General features: G+C 65.2%; 13 protein-coding genes and 1 tRNA gene. 6 read left to right on the top strand and 8 right to left on the bottom strand.

From position 1 onward, the window contains the following. Positions 1-239 precede the first annotated feature (239 nt). The 3 genes from ACIPZ8_RS00955 to ACIPZ8_RS00945 are packed head-to-tail and all read left to right on the top strand — an operon-like array spanning position 240 to position 5,367. Positions 240-2,489, top strand: coding sequence for an ATP-binding protein (locus ACIPZ8_RS00955; RefSeq protein WP_400719157.1), 2,250 nt, complete (start codon positions 240-242; stop codon positions 2,487-2,489). Positions 2,490-2,504: 15 nt separating this feature from the next. Continuing rightward, entirely contained in the window at positions 2,505-2,966 is a 462-nt protein-coding gene (locus tag ACIPZ8_RS00950) for a response regulator (RefSeq protein ID WP_400719156.1), read from the top strand. Between the two features lie 13 nt (positions 2,967-2,979). Then, the gene (locus ACIPZ8_RS00945) at positions 2,980-5,367 is read left to right on the top strand and encodes a response regulator (RefSeq protein ID WP_400719155.1); all 2,388 of its coding nucleotides are present in this window, start codon (positions 2,980-2,982) and stop codon (positions 5,365-5,367) included. Between the two features lie 104 nt (positions 5,368-5,471). Here the strand turns inward: ACIPZ8_RS00945 and ACIPZ8_RS00940 are convergent. After that, positions 5,472-5,546 (bottom strand) — tRNA-Gln (locus tag ACIPZ8_RS00940). A 270-nt stretch (positions 5,547-5,816) separates the two neighbouring features. Here ACIPZ8_RS00940 and ACIPZ8_RS00935 point away from each other — a divergent pair. Continuing rightward, positions 5,817-6,059 carry a hypothetical protein gene (locus ACIPZ8_RS00935; protein WP_400719154.1) on the top strand — a complete coding sequence of 81 codons (243 nt, stop codon included), beginning with the start codon at positions 5,817-5,819 and terminating at the stop codon, positions 6,057-6,059. Between the two features lies 1 nt (position 6,060). Here ACIPZ8_RS00935 and ACIPZ8_RS00930 read toward each other — a convergent pair whose 3' ends face one another. Beyond that, positions 6,061-6,486: a DUF1810 domain-containing protein gene (locus ACIPZ8_RS00930; protein WP_400719153.1), complete on the bottom strand. Its 426-nt coding sequence runs from the start codon at positions 6,484-6,486 to the stop codon at positions 6,061-6,063. 158 nt (positions 6,487-6,644) lie between these two features. Between ACIPZ8_RS00930 and zapE the strand changes: the two genes are divergently transcribed. Next, positions 6,645-7,733, top strand: a complete 1,089-nt coding sequence (zapE, locus tag ACIPZ8_RS00925) for a cell division protein ZapE (protein WP_400719152.1) — start codon at positions 6,645-6,647, stop codon at positions 7,731-7,733. 95 nt (positions 7,734-7,828) lie between these two features. On the opposite strand, the gene ACIPZ8_RS00920 is transcribed toward zapE, so the two are convergent. Continuing rightward, entirely contained in the window at positions 7,829-9,718 is a 1,890-nt protein-coding gene (locus ACIPZ8_RS00920; RefSeq protein ID WP_400719151.1) for a propionyl-CoA synthetase, read from the bottom strand. Between the two features lie 193 nt (positions 9,719-9,911). On the opposite strand from ACIPZ8_RS00920, the gene ACIPZ8_RS00915 reads away from it, so the two are divergent. Next, positions 9,912-10,778 (top strand): LysR family transcriptional regulator, encoded by an 867-nt coding sequence (locus tag ACIPZ8_RS00915; protein WP_400719150.1) that lies wholly within the window; start codon positions 9,912-9,914, stop codon positions 10,776-10,778. Here the strand turns inward: ACIPZ8_RS00915 and ACIPZ8_RS00910 are convergent. The 5 genes from ACIPZ8_RS00910 to ACIPZ8_RS00890 all read right to left on the bottom strand — a co-directional run bounded on the left by ACIPZ8_RS00910 (position 10,752) and on the right by ACIPZ8_RS00890 (position 14,761). Next, positions 10,752-11,909 (bottom strand): HPP family protein, encoded by a 1,158-nt coding sequence (locus ACIPZ8_RS00910; protein ID WP_400719149.1) that lies wholly within the window; start codon positions 11,907-11,909, stop codon positions 10,752-10,754. The genes ACIPZ8_RS00915 and ACIPZ8_RS00910 overlap by 27 nt on opposite strands. A gap of 243 nt (positions 11,910-12,152) precedes the next feature. Beyond that, complete coding sequence (locus ACIPZ8_RS00905; RefSeq protein WP_400719148.1) at positions 12,153-13,472, bottom strand: sensor histidine kinase; 1,320 nt, start codon at positions 13,470-13,472, stop codon at positions 12,153-12,155. After that, complete coding sequence (locus ACIPZ8_RS00900; protein WP_400719147.1) at positions 13,469-14,137, bottom strand: response regulator transcription factor; 669 nt, start codon at positions 14,135-14,137, stop codon at positions 13,469-13,471. Before ACIPZ8_RS00900 ends, ACIPZ8_RS00905 begins: the two co-directional genes overlap by 4 nt. 1 nt (position 14,138) lies before the next feature. Then, entirely contained in the window at positions 14,139-14,453 is a 315-nt protein-coding gene (locus tag ACIPZ8_RS00895; RefSeq protein ID WP_400719146.1) for a PepSY domain-containing protein, read from the bottom strand. Beyond that, entirely contained in the window at positions 14,453-14,761 is a 309-nt protein-coding gene (locus tag ACIPZ8_RS00890; protein WP_400719145.1) for a PepSY domain-containing protein, read from the bottom strand. The genes ACIPZ8_RS00895 and ACIPZ8_RS00890 overlap by 1 nt, the downstream gene beginning before the upstream one ends. Positions 14,762-14,818: the final 57 nt, after the last annotated feature.

The raw sequence follows: 14,818 nt of genomic DNA, 5'->3' as shown, positions 1-14,818 counted from the left end.
TTCCTCTATTCTGAACTTGAGCGTAGCAGCAGGTGGCCGAACCGTGATGGCCGGGTGCCATTCTTTTGTGCTAACGACAAAGCGCGGGCGAACCGGCAAGAAATTTCCCAATCCGGGCGAACCCCTGGGCATCCCATGCCTCCAATGGCCATGGGCCGGCAAAGCGGTCGACATTCTGTTACGGTGCCCGGCGCCCGACACAGGTGGCATGGAAGAACATCACAGGAGCCTTTCCATTGATGACTGCAGACAACGCACTCGCCGCAGCCATGGAGCGCTGCGCCGAAGAGCCGATCCAGGTGCCCGGCAGCATCCAGCCGCACGGCTTTCTGCTGGTGCTGGATGAGCACGACCTGCGCATTCTCCAGGCCAGCGAGAATGTCGAACGCTGGCTGGGCGTGCCGGCCTGGGAACTGATCGGCTGCACCTTCGCTGACGTGGTCAGCGAAAGCTTCGAGCTGCGCGCCAGGCTCGAACGCCTGCCTGGCGACGAGGCCTTCCCGTTCCATATCGGCGATGTGCGCTTGCGCCAAGGGGCACCGTTCACGGGCATGCTGCGCCTGCTGACGCACCGCCACGACCAGGTGCTGATCGCCGAGTTCGAACCCTTCCGCCAGCCAGCGGACCTGGCCGATCAGGGCGACTATTACCCGCTGGTGCGCGGATTCGTCAGCAGCCTGCACAACGCCGACAGCCTCGAAGCGCTGCTCCAGCAGTGCGTGGTGCAGATCAAGCGCATCACCGGCTTCGGCCGGGTCAAGGCCTACCGCTTCGACGCCGAGGGCAATGGCCAGGTGCTCGCCGAGCTGGCCGACACCGGTTACCCGCGCTACCTCGGCCTGCGCTTTCCCGCGGCGGACATCCCGCGCCAGGCCCGCGAGCTGTACCGCGTCAACCGCATCCGCGTGATCGAGGATGCCAACTATCAGCCCTCCCCCCTGCTGCCAGCCATCAACCCGCGCACCGGCAAGCCCCTGGACATGAGTTTCACCGCCTTGCGCAGCGTGTCACCGGTGCACCTGCAGTACATGCGCAACATGGGCACCCTGGCGTCGATGTCGCTGTCGATCGTGGTCGATGGCCAGCTCTGGGGCCTGATCTCCTGCCACCACGCCCAGCCGCGCGCGGTCGAGTTCCGTACCCGCACCGCCTGCGAACTGCTGGCCAGCGTGCTGTCGCTGCAGATCGAGACCCGTGAGTCGCACGCCAGGACGCGCCAGTTGCTCGACCTGCGCCAGCACATCGTGCGCATGATCTCGTCGATGGCCGACCACGACAGCGTCAGCGATGGCCTGCGCGACTTGCCTGAGGTGCTGCTGGCATTCGCCGGGGCCAGCGGCGCGGCGGTCATCTCCGCCGAGCGCTGCGACCTGATCGGCCAGACCCCGCCTGCGGCGCAAGTCACGGCCCTGGTGCACTGGCTGGAGCAACGCGGCGAGGAGACCGTGTTCCACAGCGACAACCTGCGCCATGACATCGATGAGCTGCCAGAGCTGGCAGCCCATGCCGGAGGCGTGCTGGCGGTGGCCATCTCGCAGATCCACTCGCATTACCTGCTGTGGTTCCGCCCCGAGCAGGTGCGCACGGTCGACTGGGCCGGACGCCCCGACAAGCAGATCGGCGCCCAGGGTGCGCTCGACCCGCGACACAGCTTCGATCGCTGGCGGGAACAGATCAGCGGCTACTGCGAACCCTGGGCCCCACTGGTCATCGAGGGCGTGCTCGAACTGCGCACGGCAGTGCTGGGTATCGTGCTGCGCAAGGCCGAGGAGCTGGCGCAACTGGCCAACGAGCTGCGTCGCTCGAACAAGGAACTCGAAGCCTTTTCCTACAGTGTGTCCCACGACCTGCGCGCCCCGTTACGCCATATCGCCGGCTACACCGAGCTGCTCGGCGAAATCGAGGGCCAGGGCCTCAGCGAGCGCGGCAAGCGCTTCCTGCAGCACATCGAGGAAGCCGCGCACTTCGCCGGCAGCCTGGTCGACAACCTGCTCAATTTCTCGCAGATGGGCCGCTCGGCGTTGCGCCTGTCGGATGTCGACCTCAACGCGCTGGTCGAGAGCATCCGCCAGGAACTGGCCCCCGATTACGAAGGCCGCGACATCGTCTGGGACATCGCGCCACTGCCCAAGGTGATCGCCGACCCGGCGTTCATCAACATGGCCTTGCACAACCTGATCGCCAACGCCATCAAATACACCCGTGGCCGTGAACCCGCCCACATTGCGGTCCACGCCCGCCAGCACCGGGACGAGACCGAAGTGTACATCCGTGACAATGGTGTAGGCTTCGACATGGCCTACGCCAACAAGCTGTTCGGGGTGTTCCAGCGCCTGCACCGCATGGAAGACTTCGAAGGCACGGGCATCGGCCTGGCCAGCGTGCGGCGGATCATCGAGCGCCATGACGGGCGAGTCTGGGCCGAAGGCCAGGTCGACCGGGGCGCCAGCTTCCACTTCACCCTGCCCCGTCAACCCGCAACCAACTGAGGTAACCGTATCACCATGCTCAAGCCCATCCTGCTGGTCGAAGACAACCCCCGGGACCTGGAGCTGACGCTGCTGGCCCTGGAGCGCAGCCAGTTGGCCAACGAGGTCATCGTCCTGCGCGACGGCGCCGATGCCCTCGACTACCTGCTGCGGCGCAACGCTTACGCCAATCGCGACGATGGCAACCCGGCCGTGCTGTTGCTGGACCTGAAACTGCCCAAGGTCGATGGCCTGGAAGTGCTCAAGGAAGTCCGCGCCACCGCAGAGCTGCGCAGCATCCCGACGGTGATGCTGACCTCTTCCCGTGAAGAACCTGACCTGCTGCGCGCCTATGAGCTGGGGGTCAATGCCTACGTGGTCAAGCCCGTGGAGTTCAAGGAGTTCGTCGCGGCGATTTCCGACCTGGGGGTATTCTGGGCGGTACTCAACGAGCCGCCACCCGGCTCGCTGCGCCTGAACCGTCGCGCCAGCAACTGAGGCCCCCGCAAAGATGTTGCCGACACCGCTGAAATTGTTGATGGTCGAAGACAGCTCGATGGATGCCGAGCTGACCCTGATGCGCCTGGAGCGCAGCGGGTTGCAGGTGCAGTCACGGCTGGTGTTCGACCATGTCGGCGTCGAGCACGCGCTGCACCAGTCCAGCTTCGACCTGATCCTTTGCGACTGCGTGCTGCCGGGTTCTTCCGGCACCGAGGTGCTGGCCATCGCCCAGCGCCTGGCACCCGACACGCCGTTCATTTTCCTCTCAGGCATCTATGGCGAAGAACATGCGGTGGAAATGGTCCGCCTGGGTGCCACCGACTATGTGCTGAAGAAGAACCTGCCGCTGCTGCCCAAGGCCGTGCGCCGGGCCCTCACCGAAGTGCAGGAGCGCCAGCGCCGGCGCCGTGCGGAAGAAGCCCTGGCCGATGTCGAGGCCCGCGCGCGCATTGCCATCGATGCCGCCGGCATGGGCACCTGGGATTTCCGCCCGCAACAGGGCCAGCTGGTCTGGGACGACCGTTGCAAGACCCTGTTCGGCCTGCCGGTCGATACCGAGATGAACCTGCAGGTGTTCTATGCCGGCATCTACCCCGACGACCAGGCCAAGGTGCGCGAAGCCGTCGAGCAGGCCATGCGCCCGGACAGCGACGGCCTGTACCGGGTCGAGTTCCGCATCGCCCAGCCCAACGGCCTGGAGCCGCGCTGGCTGCTCAGCAGCGGCCAGTGCCAGTTCGTCGACGGCCAGTGCACGCGGTTTTCCGGGGTACTGCAGGACATCCATACCCAGCGCCAGGCGACCCAGGCGCTCAGGCAGCTCAACGAAATGCTCGGCGAACGGGTCGAGCGCCGCACCCGCGAGCGGGACCGCGCCTGGGAGCTGTCCCAGGACTTGCTGGCGGTGCTCAACAAGGACCTGACCCCGGTGGCCCTCAACCCGGCCTGGGAGGCCAGCCTGGGCTTTTCCCGCGAGCGCCTGAGCCAGACGTCGCTGCTGCACCTGCTGCCCGAAGTGGATCAGGAGGCGTTGCTCGCCGAGCTGGCCGCCCTCGCCCACGGCCGCACCAGCGTCCGTTTCGTCGGCCGCATCCAGCATGCCGGCGGCCAGTTGCGCTGGTTGTCCTGGGTGGTGGTGCCGGAAGACACCCTGCTCTACGTGGTGGCGCGGGACATCACCAGCGAGCGCGAAACGGCCCTGGGCCTGGCCGAAGCCAACACCCGCCTGCGCGAACAGATCACCGAGCGCGAACGCATTGAGGCGGCGCTGCAGCAGATGCAGCGGCTGGAGGCCGTCGGCCAGCTCACCGCCGGGGTCGCCCACGACTTCAACAACCTGCTCACGGTCATCCTCACCGGCGCCAGCTTCCTTGAGCGCGACCTGGCCAAGGGTAACCTGGACAAGGCCAGCAGCCGCCTGACGCATATCCGCGAAGCCGGTGAGCGCGGCGCCAAGCTGACCTCGCAATTGCTCGCCTTCTCCCGTCGCCAGCGGCTGGAGCCGGTGCCGCTGAACCTGAACCGTACCCTCACTGGCCTGGAAGAACTGTTGCGTCGCACCCTCGGCGGCAACATCCTGGTGCGCCTGGACCTGGACCACAGCCTGTGGCAGGCGCTGACCGATCCGACCCAGACCGAGATGATCATCCTCAACCTGGCCATCAACGCCCGCGACGCCATGCCCGATGGCGGCCAGCTGACCCTGTCGACCCGCAACACCCGCATCAAGGCCCGCCCGCAGCGCCCGGAAGATCCCGAGCCTGGCGAGTACGTGATGCTGAGCATTCGTGACACCGGCTGCGGCATGAGTGAAGAGGTGCTGGCCAAGGTGTTCGAGCCATTCTTCACCACCAAGGACATCGGCAAAGGCTCCGGCCTGGGCCTGGCCCAGGTGTTCGGCTTTGCCAAGCAGTCCGGCGGCGGTGTGCGCATCGACACCGAGCCTGGCCATGGCACCCAGGTGGCGGTGTACTTGCCGGCGGTGAAGCAGCAGATGGCCATCGACCCTGTGGCGCCGACAGTCACCCCGTCGAGCGATGACAGTGGCCGGGACCGCACGGTGCTGCTGGTGGATGACGATCACCTGGTACGCGACATGCTCGGTGACGTGTTGCGCCAGTACGGCTACCAGGTGCGTCAGGCGCACAGTGGGGAGCAGGCGCTGGCCCTGCTGGACGACGATATCGACCTGCTGCTGACTGACTTTGCCATGCCCGAATTCAACGGCGGGCAACTGGCTCTGGCGGCGCGCGACCGCTATCCGCAACTGCCGGTGGTGTTCCTGACCGGGTATGCGGAGCTTGAAGGGCTGGAGGTGCCAGGGAGCCTGGTGATGCAGAAGCCCGTGCAGGCGGATGAACTGGCCAGGGTACTGAATGAACTGCTGCGGGCGGCCAGATAGGCCTGCACCGCCGCGAAGAGGCCGGCGCAAGAGACAGAAACGACAAAACCCAGCGCCGACTGTCGCCTGCACTGAATCAGGAATAGGTATTTGAAGCTGAAAAATGGCAGGGGCGGCTGGATTCGAACCAACGCATGGCAGGATCAAAACCTGCTGCCTTACCGCTTGGCGACGCCCCTGTATCGGATGCAGCTGAAGCTGCTCTGACAATTCCAACTGAGTGACAACTGGGTTGTTGTCTTGGAATGCGCGGCACTTTAACACATAGATTCGCCCTGTAAACCCCCAACGTGAAAAAAAATGCTTTAAAACAGCAAGTTAGTGTTCTCGAGCCAAACCCACAGGCTGTCCGCGCGACCGCCCGTCGTTTTTCCACCGCTGCGCGTCAACACAATCGCATTCCTCCCTTCCAATCAGATAAGCGAACTGCATTGACCAAGGAGGACCCCATGCCCGTTTCCCACGACCTCTACCAGGACCTGCACTACCCGCGCGAAATCGTTCAGCAGCGGCGCCAGGCGGACAAGACCCTGGACCGGCTGCTCGACGAGTACATGGACATCGACAACCAGGTGCTGGCCGCCGAATCGATCTCGGCCGGCAACTTTGTCGACGAAGACCTGCGCCATTTGAAAGAACGCCGGTTGACCGTGAAGTACATGATCGAGCGCCAACTGGAGCGCAAGGCCTGAGCTACCGTTCCAGCAGCGCCAGGGTACGCATGTCCGGTTCACCGCCATAGAACTGCACCAGGCCAAGCGGGAACAGCGGATGCTCAGGCGCCGCCTGGCCGAACAGGGTCAGGCAGGAGCGCAACTTGAGATCGTCGGGGCTGCCGAGGATCTCTCGGGCGCTCTTGTCGCTGTGCTGCACCAGGGCAGTAACGCAGGCTTCCAGCCGTGGCCCCAGCACTGGATGAGCGAGATAGGCACGGGCCTCATCCAGGCCGGACAGCGCATAACGCTCGGCCATGATGCTGTGGCCCAGGCCGTCGAGTTGCGGGAACACGAACCACATCCAGTGGCTGCGCTTGCGTCCGGCCTGCAGCTCCTGCATGACCTGGTCGAACACCCGGTCCTGGGCTTCGACGAAACGCTCGAGCTTGAAATCGGCAGGCATGGCCGCGGCTCCTCTGCTTGGCTCATCCTCCTAGCCTACGCCTGTTCGGCCGACCTATCTCGCCAGCCGATCATTGCCCGGCACTTTATCTATTAGTCACAATGGCCGCCCTCGGGCAAGCTGCACGCTGCCCTGCCTTTGCCCAAGGAGCTTAGCTTTTGTCTGCCTGGATCCCTTCCCCGCTGCGCCAGCTCGGCCAGCGCTTGCGCGGTGCGTCGCCCCACCAGAGTGAACTGCTCAGCTGGTTCGAGGACAAGGCGCACAGCCGTGGCTATCAGCTCAGTGACGGCCAGCGCCGGGTCATCGCCAGCATGGCCGCGCAGCTGGCGCAGCTGCCGGAGGGAGGCCAGCCTCGCAGCCTCTATCTGCATGGCTCGGTCGGCCGCGGCAAGAGCTGGCTGCTCGATGGCTTTTTCCAGGCGGTACCGGTAGCGGCCAAAAGGCGCCTGCACTTCCACGACTTTTTCGCCCGCCTGCACCAGGGCATGCACCAGCACCGCCTGCTGGACGATGCGTTGGGCGCCACCCTGGACGAGTTGCTGGGTGACTGCCAGGTGCTGTGCTTCGACGAGTTCCATGTGCATGACATCGGCGATGCCATGCTGCTCACCCGGCTGTTCAACGCCCTGTTCGCCCGCGGCATCTTCCTGTTGGTGACCTCCAACTACGCGCCTGAAGGGCTGCTGCCCAACCCGCTGTACCACGAGCGTTTCCTGCCGGTGATCCGCCTGATCAACAGCTCGATGGACGTGCTTGAAGTCGGTGGCGACACCGATTTTCGCAGCTTGCCGGCCAACCGCGAGCACCAGCGCTTTACCCAGGGGCACTATGTGTGGCCAGGGGATGCAGCGCAGCGCCAGGCGCTGAAGGTGCCGGCTGAGCAACCGGTGGTACTGGAGGTGAACAAACGCCCGCTGCGCGCCCTGGCCGTCGATGGCCGACGTGTGGTGCTGGCCTTTGACGACTTGTGCGAGAAGGCCACGGCAGTCATCGACTACCTGGTGCTGGCCGGGCAGTACGACGAGTGGGTCATCGATGGGCTGGATGATCTGGCGGAATGCTCGCTGGCGGCGCAGCAGCGCTTCGTCAACCTGGTGGATGTGCTGTATGACCAGGATCGGCAGGTGACCGTGATCGGGCGCAGGCCACTGGAGGACAGCCTCGGCGGGCCGTTGGCCGACCTGATGCGGACCCGGAGCCGCCTGGGGCAGTTGCACCTGATCGGGCCCGATAGCGCTATTGCCTGATCGGGCCTCTTCGCGGCTAAAGCCGCTCCTACAGGTACGGTGCTATCCCTGTAGGAGCGGCTTTAGCCGCGAAGAGGCCGGAACAGGTCAACCCATCAACCAGCCCGTGGCAAATCCGCAAGCACCGCCTCGATCTCCCCCAGCACCGCTGGGTCATCCAGGGTCGAAGGCGGCACATAGGCCTGCCCATCGGCAATCTTGCGCAACACCGCCCGCAGGATTTTCCCCGAGCGGGTCTTGGGCAAGCGCTTCACCAGGCGCACCCGGTTGAAGCACGCCAGCGCGCCGATTTCCTCACGCACGCTGCCCACCAGCTCCACCAGCAACTGCGCTTCGGCTATACCCTCGCCATCCTTGAGCACCACCAGCGCCAGCGGCACCTGGCCCTTGATCTCGTCATGCACGCCGATCACCGCACATTCGGCCACCGCCGGGTGGCGTGCAACCAGGTCTTCCATCTCCCCCGTGGACAGCCGATGCCCGGAGACGTTTATCACGTCATCGGTGCGACCCATGATGTAGACAAAGCCCTCTTCGTCCAGGTAGCCGCCATCACCGGTGTGGTAGTAACCCGGGTAGGTCTGCAGGTACGCCTGCAGGTAGCGATCATGGTCGCCCCACAGGGTCTGGCTGCACCCAGGCGGCAGCGGCAGGGCGATGACAATGGAGCCTTGTTGATCAGGGCCCAGCAGATGCCCGTCATCATCCAGCACGCGCACGTGGTAGCCCGGCACTGCGCGATTGCTCGATCCCGGCCGCGCCGCACTGCCCTCCAGCCCTACACAAGGCGCGGTGACCGGCCAGCCGGTTTCAGTCTGCCACCAATGGTCATGCACCGGTTTGCCAGTGACCCGCTCCAGCCATTCATGGGTACTGGAATCGAGCTTTTCCCCAGCCAGGAACAGCTGGCGCAGCGAGCTCAGGTCATGTTTGCGGATCAACTCGCCATCCGGGTCTTCCTTACGGATCGCACGCATGGCGGTGGGTGCGCAGAACAAGGCATTGACCTTGTACTGCTCGACCACCCGCCAGTAGGCCGAGGCGTCCGGCGTGCGGATCGGCTTGCCCTCATAGAACACCGTGGTGCAGCCGCTCATCAGCGGCCCGTAGACGATCAGCGAATGGCCGACCACCCAGCCGACATCGGAAATGCCCCACCACACATCCCCGGCCTGCATGCCATAGATATGACGCATCGCATAGCACAGCGCGACCGCGTTACCACCATTTTCGCGGACGATGCCCTTGGGTTTGCCGGTGGTGCCGGAGGTATACATGATGTACAGCGGGTCGCCGGCCTCCAGCTCGACGGGCGCCACCGGTTCGGCACTGGCCAGCGCCTGCTGCCAGTCCAGGTCACGGCCTGCCTGCAACTGCGCACGGGCCTGGGGCCGTTGCAGCACCAGCACATTGCGAGGTTGATGGCGGGCCACCTGCAGGGCGCGGTCGACCAGCGGCTTGTATTCGATCACCCGATCGAACTCCAGGCCACAGGACGCAGTGAGCAACAGCGTCGGCCGCGCATCGTCGATACGCAGCGCCAGCTCATTGGCGGCAAAGCCACCGAACACCACCGAATGCACCGCGCCGATCCGCGCGCAGGCGAGCATGGCCATGGCCGCCTGGGGCACCATCGGCATGTAGATGATCACACCATCGCCCTTGCCCACGCCCAGCTGCCGCAGCAGGCCGGCCAGGCGTGCCACTTCGTCGCGCAGCTGGTGGTAGGTGAAGGCCTGCTGCACACCGGTCACGGGGGAGTCGTAGATCAGCGCCAGCTGCTCGCCCCGGCCCAGTTCAATCTGCCGGTCAAGGGCCAGGTAACAGCTGTTCAGGCGGCCGTCGGCGAACCAGCGGTGGGTGCCGTCGGGGTTGTCCTGCAGGGTCAGCGAAGGCTTGCGGTACCAGGCCAGGGATTCGGCCTGTTCGGCCCAGAAGGCAGCAGGGTCGGCAATGGATTGGGCGTAGCTGTGCTGGTAGGTCATGTTGATGAAAACCCGGTACTTGTTGTTATTGAAGGGCGAACAGTGAGTATGGCCCGCCACACCGGGGCCGCCATGGGACTAAAGTCACAACGGACCTGCAAATTTGCAGACATGGCAAAATTGCCCCGTTCTCCATGACCCAGAATGGTGCAAAGCCTCTAGAATAGGCCACCCTCCCGCTACAGAGCAGCTCATGGACATTGATCAGGCCCGAACCTTTCTGGAAATCGTGCGTTGCGGCAGCCTGGTCGCCGCCGCCGAACGCCTGTTCGTGTCGCAGACCGCCATCACCGCCCGTGTGCAACGCCTGGAGCAGCAACTGGGCTGCCAGCTGTTCGTACGCAGCCGCAACGGTGCCAGCCTGACCAGTGACGGCGAAGCCTTCGTCAGCTACGCCAACCAGCTGGTGCAGACCTGGGAAGCGGCACGCCGCGACCTGCCGCTGCCCGAGGGCTGCCAGCAGGTGCTGCATGTGGGCGCGGAAGTGAGCCTGGGCAACCCGATGTTGCTCGACTGGGTCGGCGCCCTGCACCGTGAGCTGCCCAGCCATGCCATCCGCAGCGAGGTGAGCGATGGCGAGTCGTTGCTGCGCAAGGTGGAGATGGGCCTGCTCGACGCCGCACTGGTGTACCAGCCGACCTATGGCCCGGGGCTGCAGGTGGAGCAGTTGATGGAAGAGAAGCTGATCCGCGTGCGCCGGGTCGATCGACCCGAGCCGTACATCTACATCGACTGGGGCGAAGCCTTCCGCCGCCAGCATGACGCCGCCCTGCCCGACTGCGCACGCCCGGCGCTGAGTTTCAACCTCGGGCCGTTGGCCCTGCAGTTCATCCTCGACCAGGGTGGCAGCGGTTATTTTCGTACCCGCGTGGTACAGGCCTACCTGGAGACCGGTGTGTTCGAGCGCGTGCCCCAGGCGCCGGAATTCACCTACCCGACCTACCTGGTCTACCCGCGCAAGCGCGACAGCGAGGCCCTGCAGCAGGCCTTCGCGGTGCTGCGCCAGCTGGTGGCCGCCGGCGCCAGCGATTGGTCACAACGCTGGGACCCGGTGATCTGAGGCCGCGCCGGCAGCACTGAGCAACTGACGTTTGAGGCCGGCGATCAGGTCGGTCTGGGTAACCACGCCAACCAACTGCTCGCCGTCGAGCACCGGCAGGCAGTGCAAGCCCTGCTCACACAGCAGCGGCAGCAGGCGCTCCAGCGGGTGCTGGCTGCTGACGCTGACCACTCGCCGGCTCATCACCTGCTCCATGCACACCGCCTTGCGGCCGAACAGGCCACGCCAGCTGAACTGGCCGCGCTGCATGGCCGGGCCGACCAGGTCACTGAGGCTGACAATGCCCACCAGCTTGCCCTGCTGCAGCACCGGCAAGGCTTTCAGGTGGTGGTCGGCGAGCATTTTCCAGGCCTGCTCCAGGGTGGTCTGCGGCGAAGCGAACTGCACATCGCGGGACATGACCGCCCCGGCAGTGATGCCGCCGAGGCTGCGCTGCAGCGCATGCTGCTCGGTGGCGAGGATGATGCGTTCCAGCTCGTCGCGGGTGACGTCGACAAATTCGCCCAACTCTTCCAGGGCCTGATCAAGGTCGGCGCCACGGATGCCCACGCGTTCGCTAGGCAGCGGGTCGTGGGTGTGGTGCACGTCCTTGCGCGGTGCCACGCCTTTCGGATAGTGCACACCAGTGAGGCGGTTGTAGATCACGGCCACGGCCACCAGGATCAGCGCGTTGAGCAGCACCGGTTCGAGCAGGTGATCGCCCAGGGCCGTCAGCCCCGGGTCGGCCAGTACCGCGCTCACCGCCACCCCACCACCGGGTGGATGCAGGCAACGCAGCAGGCACATCACCAGGATCGAAAGCCCCAGGGCAACGGCTGCCACCCACAGTTCAGGACCGAAGCCCTGGCGCATGGCCAGGCCGACCGCAGTGGCCAGGGCATAGCTGCCGAGCACTGGCCACGGCTGCGCCAAGGGCCCGGAATGCACGGCGAACACCAGCACCGCCGAGGCTGCCAACGGGCCGAGCAGGTGCAGGGCAATGCCCGGGCCATAGGCCAGGCTGGTCAGCCAGCCGGCGAGGAACAGGCCGATCAACGCGCCGACACCGGCACGCAGCCATTGTTTGGGGGGGATATTCAGGGGCGCTGGCAACAGCCGCTGCAGACGACTTTCGGAACGCATGGCAGACATTTAGGTAATCGGGATCTGTAGTTTTTCTGATTAAAAAGAAAGCCCAGCCGAAGTGGCCTGGGCCTCGTATTGCCGATGCAATAACTCAAGGGGCTCCGTCCGTGGAGAGATGGAAACCGCAGGGTTTCGTGTGGGGGATTGTGCCGGGCAGGGGACGATTGGGCTAATTCAAAAAAATGCGGCTGTACTGCAATTTTTTTGCAGTGCTGATCTGGCCATGGGGGGCGCTTTGCGCCCCCGGCGCTAGCGAGCCTTGCGCGGCAACTCGATGCTCACCCGCAACCCGCCCATCGGGCTCTGCAGCAACGCCAACTGCCCGCCCCACGCCTCGACGATGTCGCGAACGATCCCCAGCCCCAGCCCATGCCCATCGACCTGCTCATCCAGCCGCGAGCCGCGCTCGAGCACCTGCAGGCGCTGGCTTTCGGGTATCCCGGGGCCGTCATCATCGACCCACAGCCGATAGCCCTCGGCCATCGGCGCAATCCCCAGCCGCACTTCGCTGTCCGCCCACTTGCAGGCGTTGTCCAGCAGGTTGCCGAGCAGCTCCAGCACATCTTCGCGATCCCACGGCAGCAGCAGCCCCGGCGGCACATCGCGCTCGAGCAGCAAGCCTTCGCCATGGATCATGCCCAAAGTTGCGAGCAAGCCCGGCAGCTCGGCATCACAGTCGAACTGCGCCCCTGGCAAGGCATCGCCCGCCAGGCGCGCCCGGTTCAGCTCACGGGCCAGGCGCTGCTGAATCTGCTCCAGTTGCTCACGCAGCTGCGCCTGCACCTCTGGGCGGTCTTGCAGACGCTCGCTGGACGCCAGGCTGAGCAGCACCGCCAGCGGTGTCTTCAGTGCATGGCCGAGGTTGCCCAGGGCATTGCGCGAGCGGCGCAGGCTGTCTTCGGTGTGGCTGAGCAAGTGGTTGATCTGGTCCACCAGCGGTGCCAGCTCGCTGGGCACCTGGGCATCGAGCTGCGAGCGCTGGCCTTGCTGCAACTGGGCTATCTGCTGGCGTGCGCGCTCCAGCGGGCGCAGCGAGCGGGTGACGGTGATGCGCTGCAGCACCAGCACGATCAGCAACGCCACCAGGCCCATGCCCAGGCCGATCTGCTGCAGACGACGGAAGCCCTCGCGCACCGGCGAATAGTCTTGCGCCACGCTGATCGAGATGGCCTGGCCCAGGCGCCGGTAATCGGCGCGCAAGGCCAGCAGTTGCTGCCCTTCCGGGCCCAGCTCGTGGCTATCGGACAGCCCCGGTGCGGCCGGCCTGGGCATGTCCAGGTCCCACAGCGAGCGCGAGCGCCAGGTGCCCTGCTCGAAATCGATACGGAAGTAATAACCGGAGAAAGGCCGCTGGTAAGCCGCGGAGATGCGCCGCTCATCCAGTTGCAGGCCAGACGGCCCACGCACCAACGCCACCAGCAGGTTCTCGCTTTCCTTGCGCAGGCCGTTTTCCAGGTAGCGTTGCAAACCTGCCTCGAATAGCCACAGGGTCAGCTGCGCGAGCACCACGCCGACCACCACCAGCACGGCAACCAGGCCCAGGCTCAGGCGCGCCTGGATGGACTTCACCCGCTGCTCCCGGCATAGAGGTAGCCCTGGCCGCGACGGGTCTCGATGACGCTGCGACCCAGCTTGCGTCGCAGGTGATTGACGTGCACTTCCAGTACATTGGAATCGCGCTCGGTCTCGCCGTCGTACAGGTGCTCGGCCAGGTGGCTCTTGGACAGGATCTGCTGCGGGTGCAGCATGAAGTAGCGCAACAGGCGAAACTCCGCCGCAGTGAGCTGCACGTCGGCACCGTCGCGGCTCACGCACTGGCGGCTTTCATCCAGGTGCAGGCCTGCAGCTTCCAGCGTTGGCTGGTTGGCCAGGCCCCGGGCACGGCGCAGCAGCGCCTGAATGCGCAGCTGCAGCTCCTCGGGGTGGAAGGGCTTGCTCAGGTAATCGTCGGCACCGGCTTTCAGGCCTTCGATGCGCTCTGCCCACGAGCCTCGCGCCGTGAGGATCAGCACCGGCGTGGCCAGGCCACTGGCGCGCCACTGTGCCAGCACCTCAAGGCCGGGCAAGCCTGGCAGGCCGAGGTCAAGGATGATCAGGTCGTAAGGCTCGCTCTGGCCCTGATACACCGCATCGCGGCCATCGGCCAGCCAGTCCACGGCATAGCCCTGGCGCTGCAGGCTAGTGGTCAGTTCGTCGGCCAGGGGCACGTTGTCTTCGACAAGCAGCAGGCGCATGTCAGTCGTCTTCCTCGTCTTTGAGCAGGGCACCGCTGCTGGCATCAAGCTTGATCTCGCGCACCACGCCTTGCTGAGTCAGCAGCTCGACTTCATATTCGTAGCGGCCGTGGTGTTCTTCCAGCTCGGCCTCCAGCAGGCGCGCCCCGGGGTAACGCCCCAGGGCGGTTTCCAGCAGTTGCTCGAGTGGCAGGATGATGCCCTTCTGGCGCAGTTTCAGGGCTTCGTCCTGATCCAGGTCACGGGCAACGGCCAGGGAGCAGACGGCCAGCAACGACAGCGCCAGGTACCTCGCAGGCCGGGGCAAGTGGATCATCAGCTGTCCTGCTTGTCCTTCAGCACCTCACCGGTCTTGGCATCCAGATCGACATCCCACTCGACGTTCTGCTGATCGCGCAGTTCGACCTTGTAGATGTAGCGACCGTACTCGTCTTCCAGCTCCGTATCGGTGACGGTGGCGCCTGGGTGCTTGGCCACGGCGGTGGCTTTGAGTTCGTCCAGCGACTTGATGGTCTTGGCATTGACCAGTTTGACCACTTCGTCGGGCTGGACGTCCTTGGCGAAGGCAGCATTGGCGCCCAGGGCAAGGGCGGCGGCGGTGAACAGGGCAGTCAAGGTTTTCATGGTGGCTCTCCTGAGCGACGTTCAAGTTGTCTACGGGGTTAAGACTAACCAGCGGTC

The organism is Pseudomonas sp. NPDC089422 (assembly GCF_044749405.1).
Lineage (GTDB): Bacteria > Pseudomonadota > Gammaproteobacteria > Pseudomonadales > Pseudomonadaceae > Aquipseudomonas.
The sequence above is the reverse complement of the archived record's forward strand: the minus strand, read 5'-3'. Positions and strand labels throughout refer to the sequence as shown.

Coding starts and splice junctions, on each gene's coding strand:
- ACIPZ8_RS00955 (WP_400719157.1), top strand. CDS start 240: ATGACTGCAGACAACGCACTCGCCGCAGCCATGGAGCGCTGCGCCGAA.
- ACIPZ8_RS00950 (WP_400719156.1), top strand. CDS start 2,505: ATGCTCAAGCCCATCCTGCTGGTCGAAGACAACCCCCGGGACCTGGAG.
- ACIPZ8_RS00945 (WP_400719155.1), top strand. CDS start 2,980: ATGTTGCCGACACCGCTGAAATTGTTGATGGTCGAAGACAGCTCGATG.
- ACIPZ8_RS00935 (WP_400719154.1), top strand. CDS start 5,817: ATGCCCGTTTCCCACGACCTCTACCAGGACCTGCACTACCCGCGCGAA.
- ACIPZ8_RS00930 (WP_400719153.1), bottom strand. CDS start 6,486: ATGCCTGCCGATTTCAAGCTCGAGCGTTTCGTCGAAGCCCAGGACCGG.
- ACIPZ8_RS00920 (WP_400719151.1), bottom strand. CDS start 9,718: ATGACCTACCAGCACAGCTACGCCCAATCCATTGCCGACCCTGCTGCC.
- ACIPZ8_RS00915 (WP_400719150.1), top strand. CDS start 9,912: ATGGACATTGATCAGGCCCGAACCTTTCTGGAAATCGTGCGTTGCGGC.
- ACIPZ8_RS00910 (WP_400719149.1), bottom strand. CDS start 11,909: ATGTCTGCCATGCGTTCCGAAAGTCGTCTGCAGCGGCTGTTGCCAGCG.
- ACIPZ8_RS00900 (WP_400719147.1), bottom strand. CDS start 14,137: ATGCGCCTGCTGCTTGTCGAAGACAACGTGCCCCTGGCCGACGAACTG.
- ACIPZ8_RS00895 (WP_400719146.1), bottom strand. CDS start 14,453: ATGATCCACTTGCCCCGGCCTGCGAGGTACCTGGCGCTGTCGTTGCTG.
- ACIPZ8_RS00890 (WP_400719145.1), bottom strand. CDS start 14,761: ATGAAAACCTTGACTGCCCTGTTCACCGCCGCCGCCCTTGCCCTGGGC.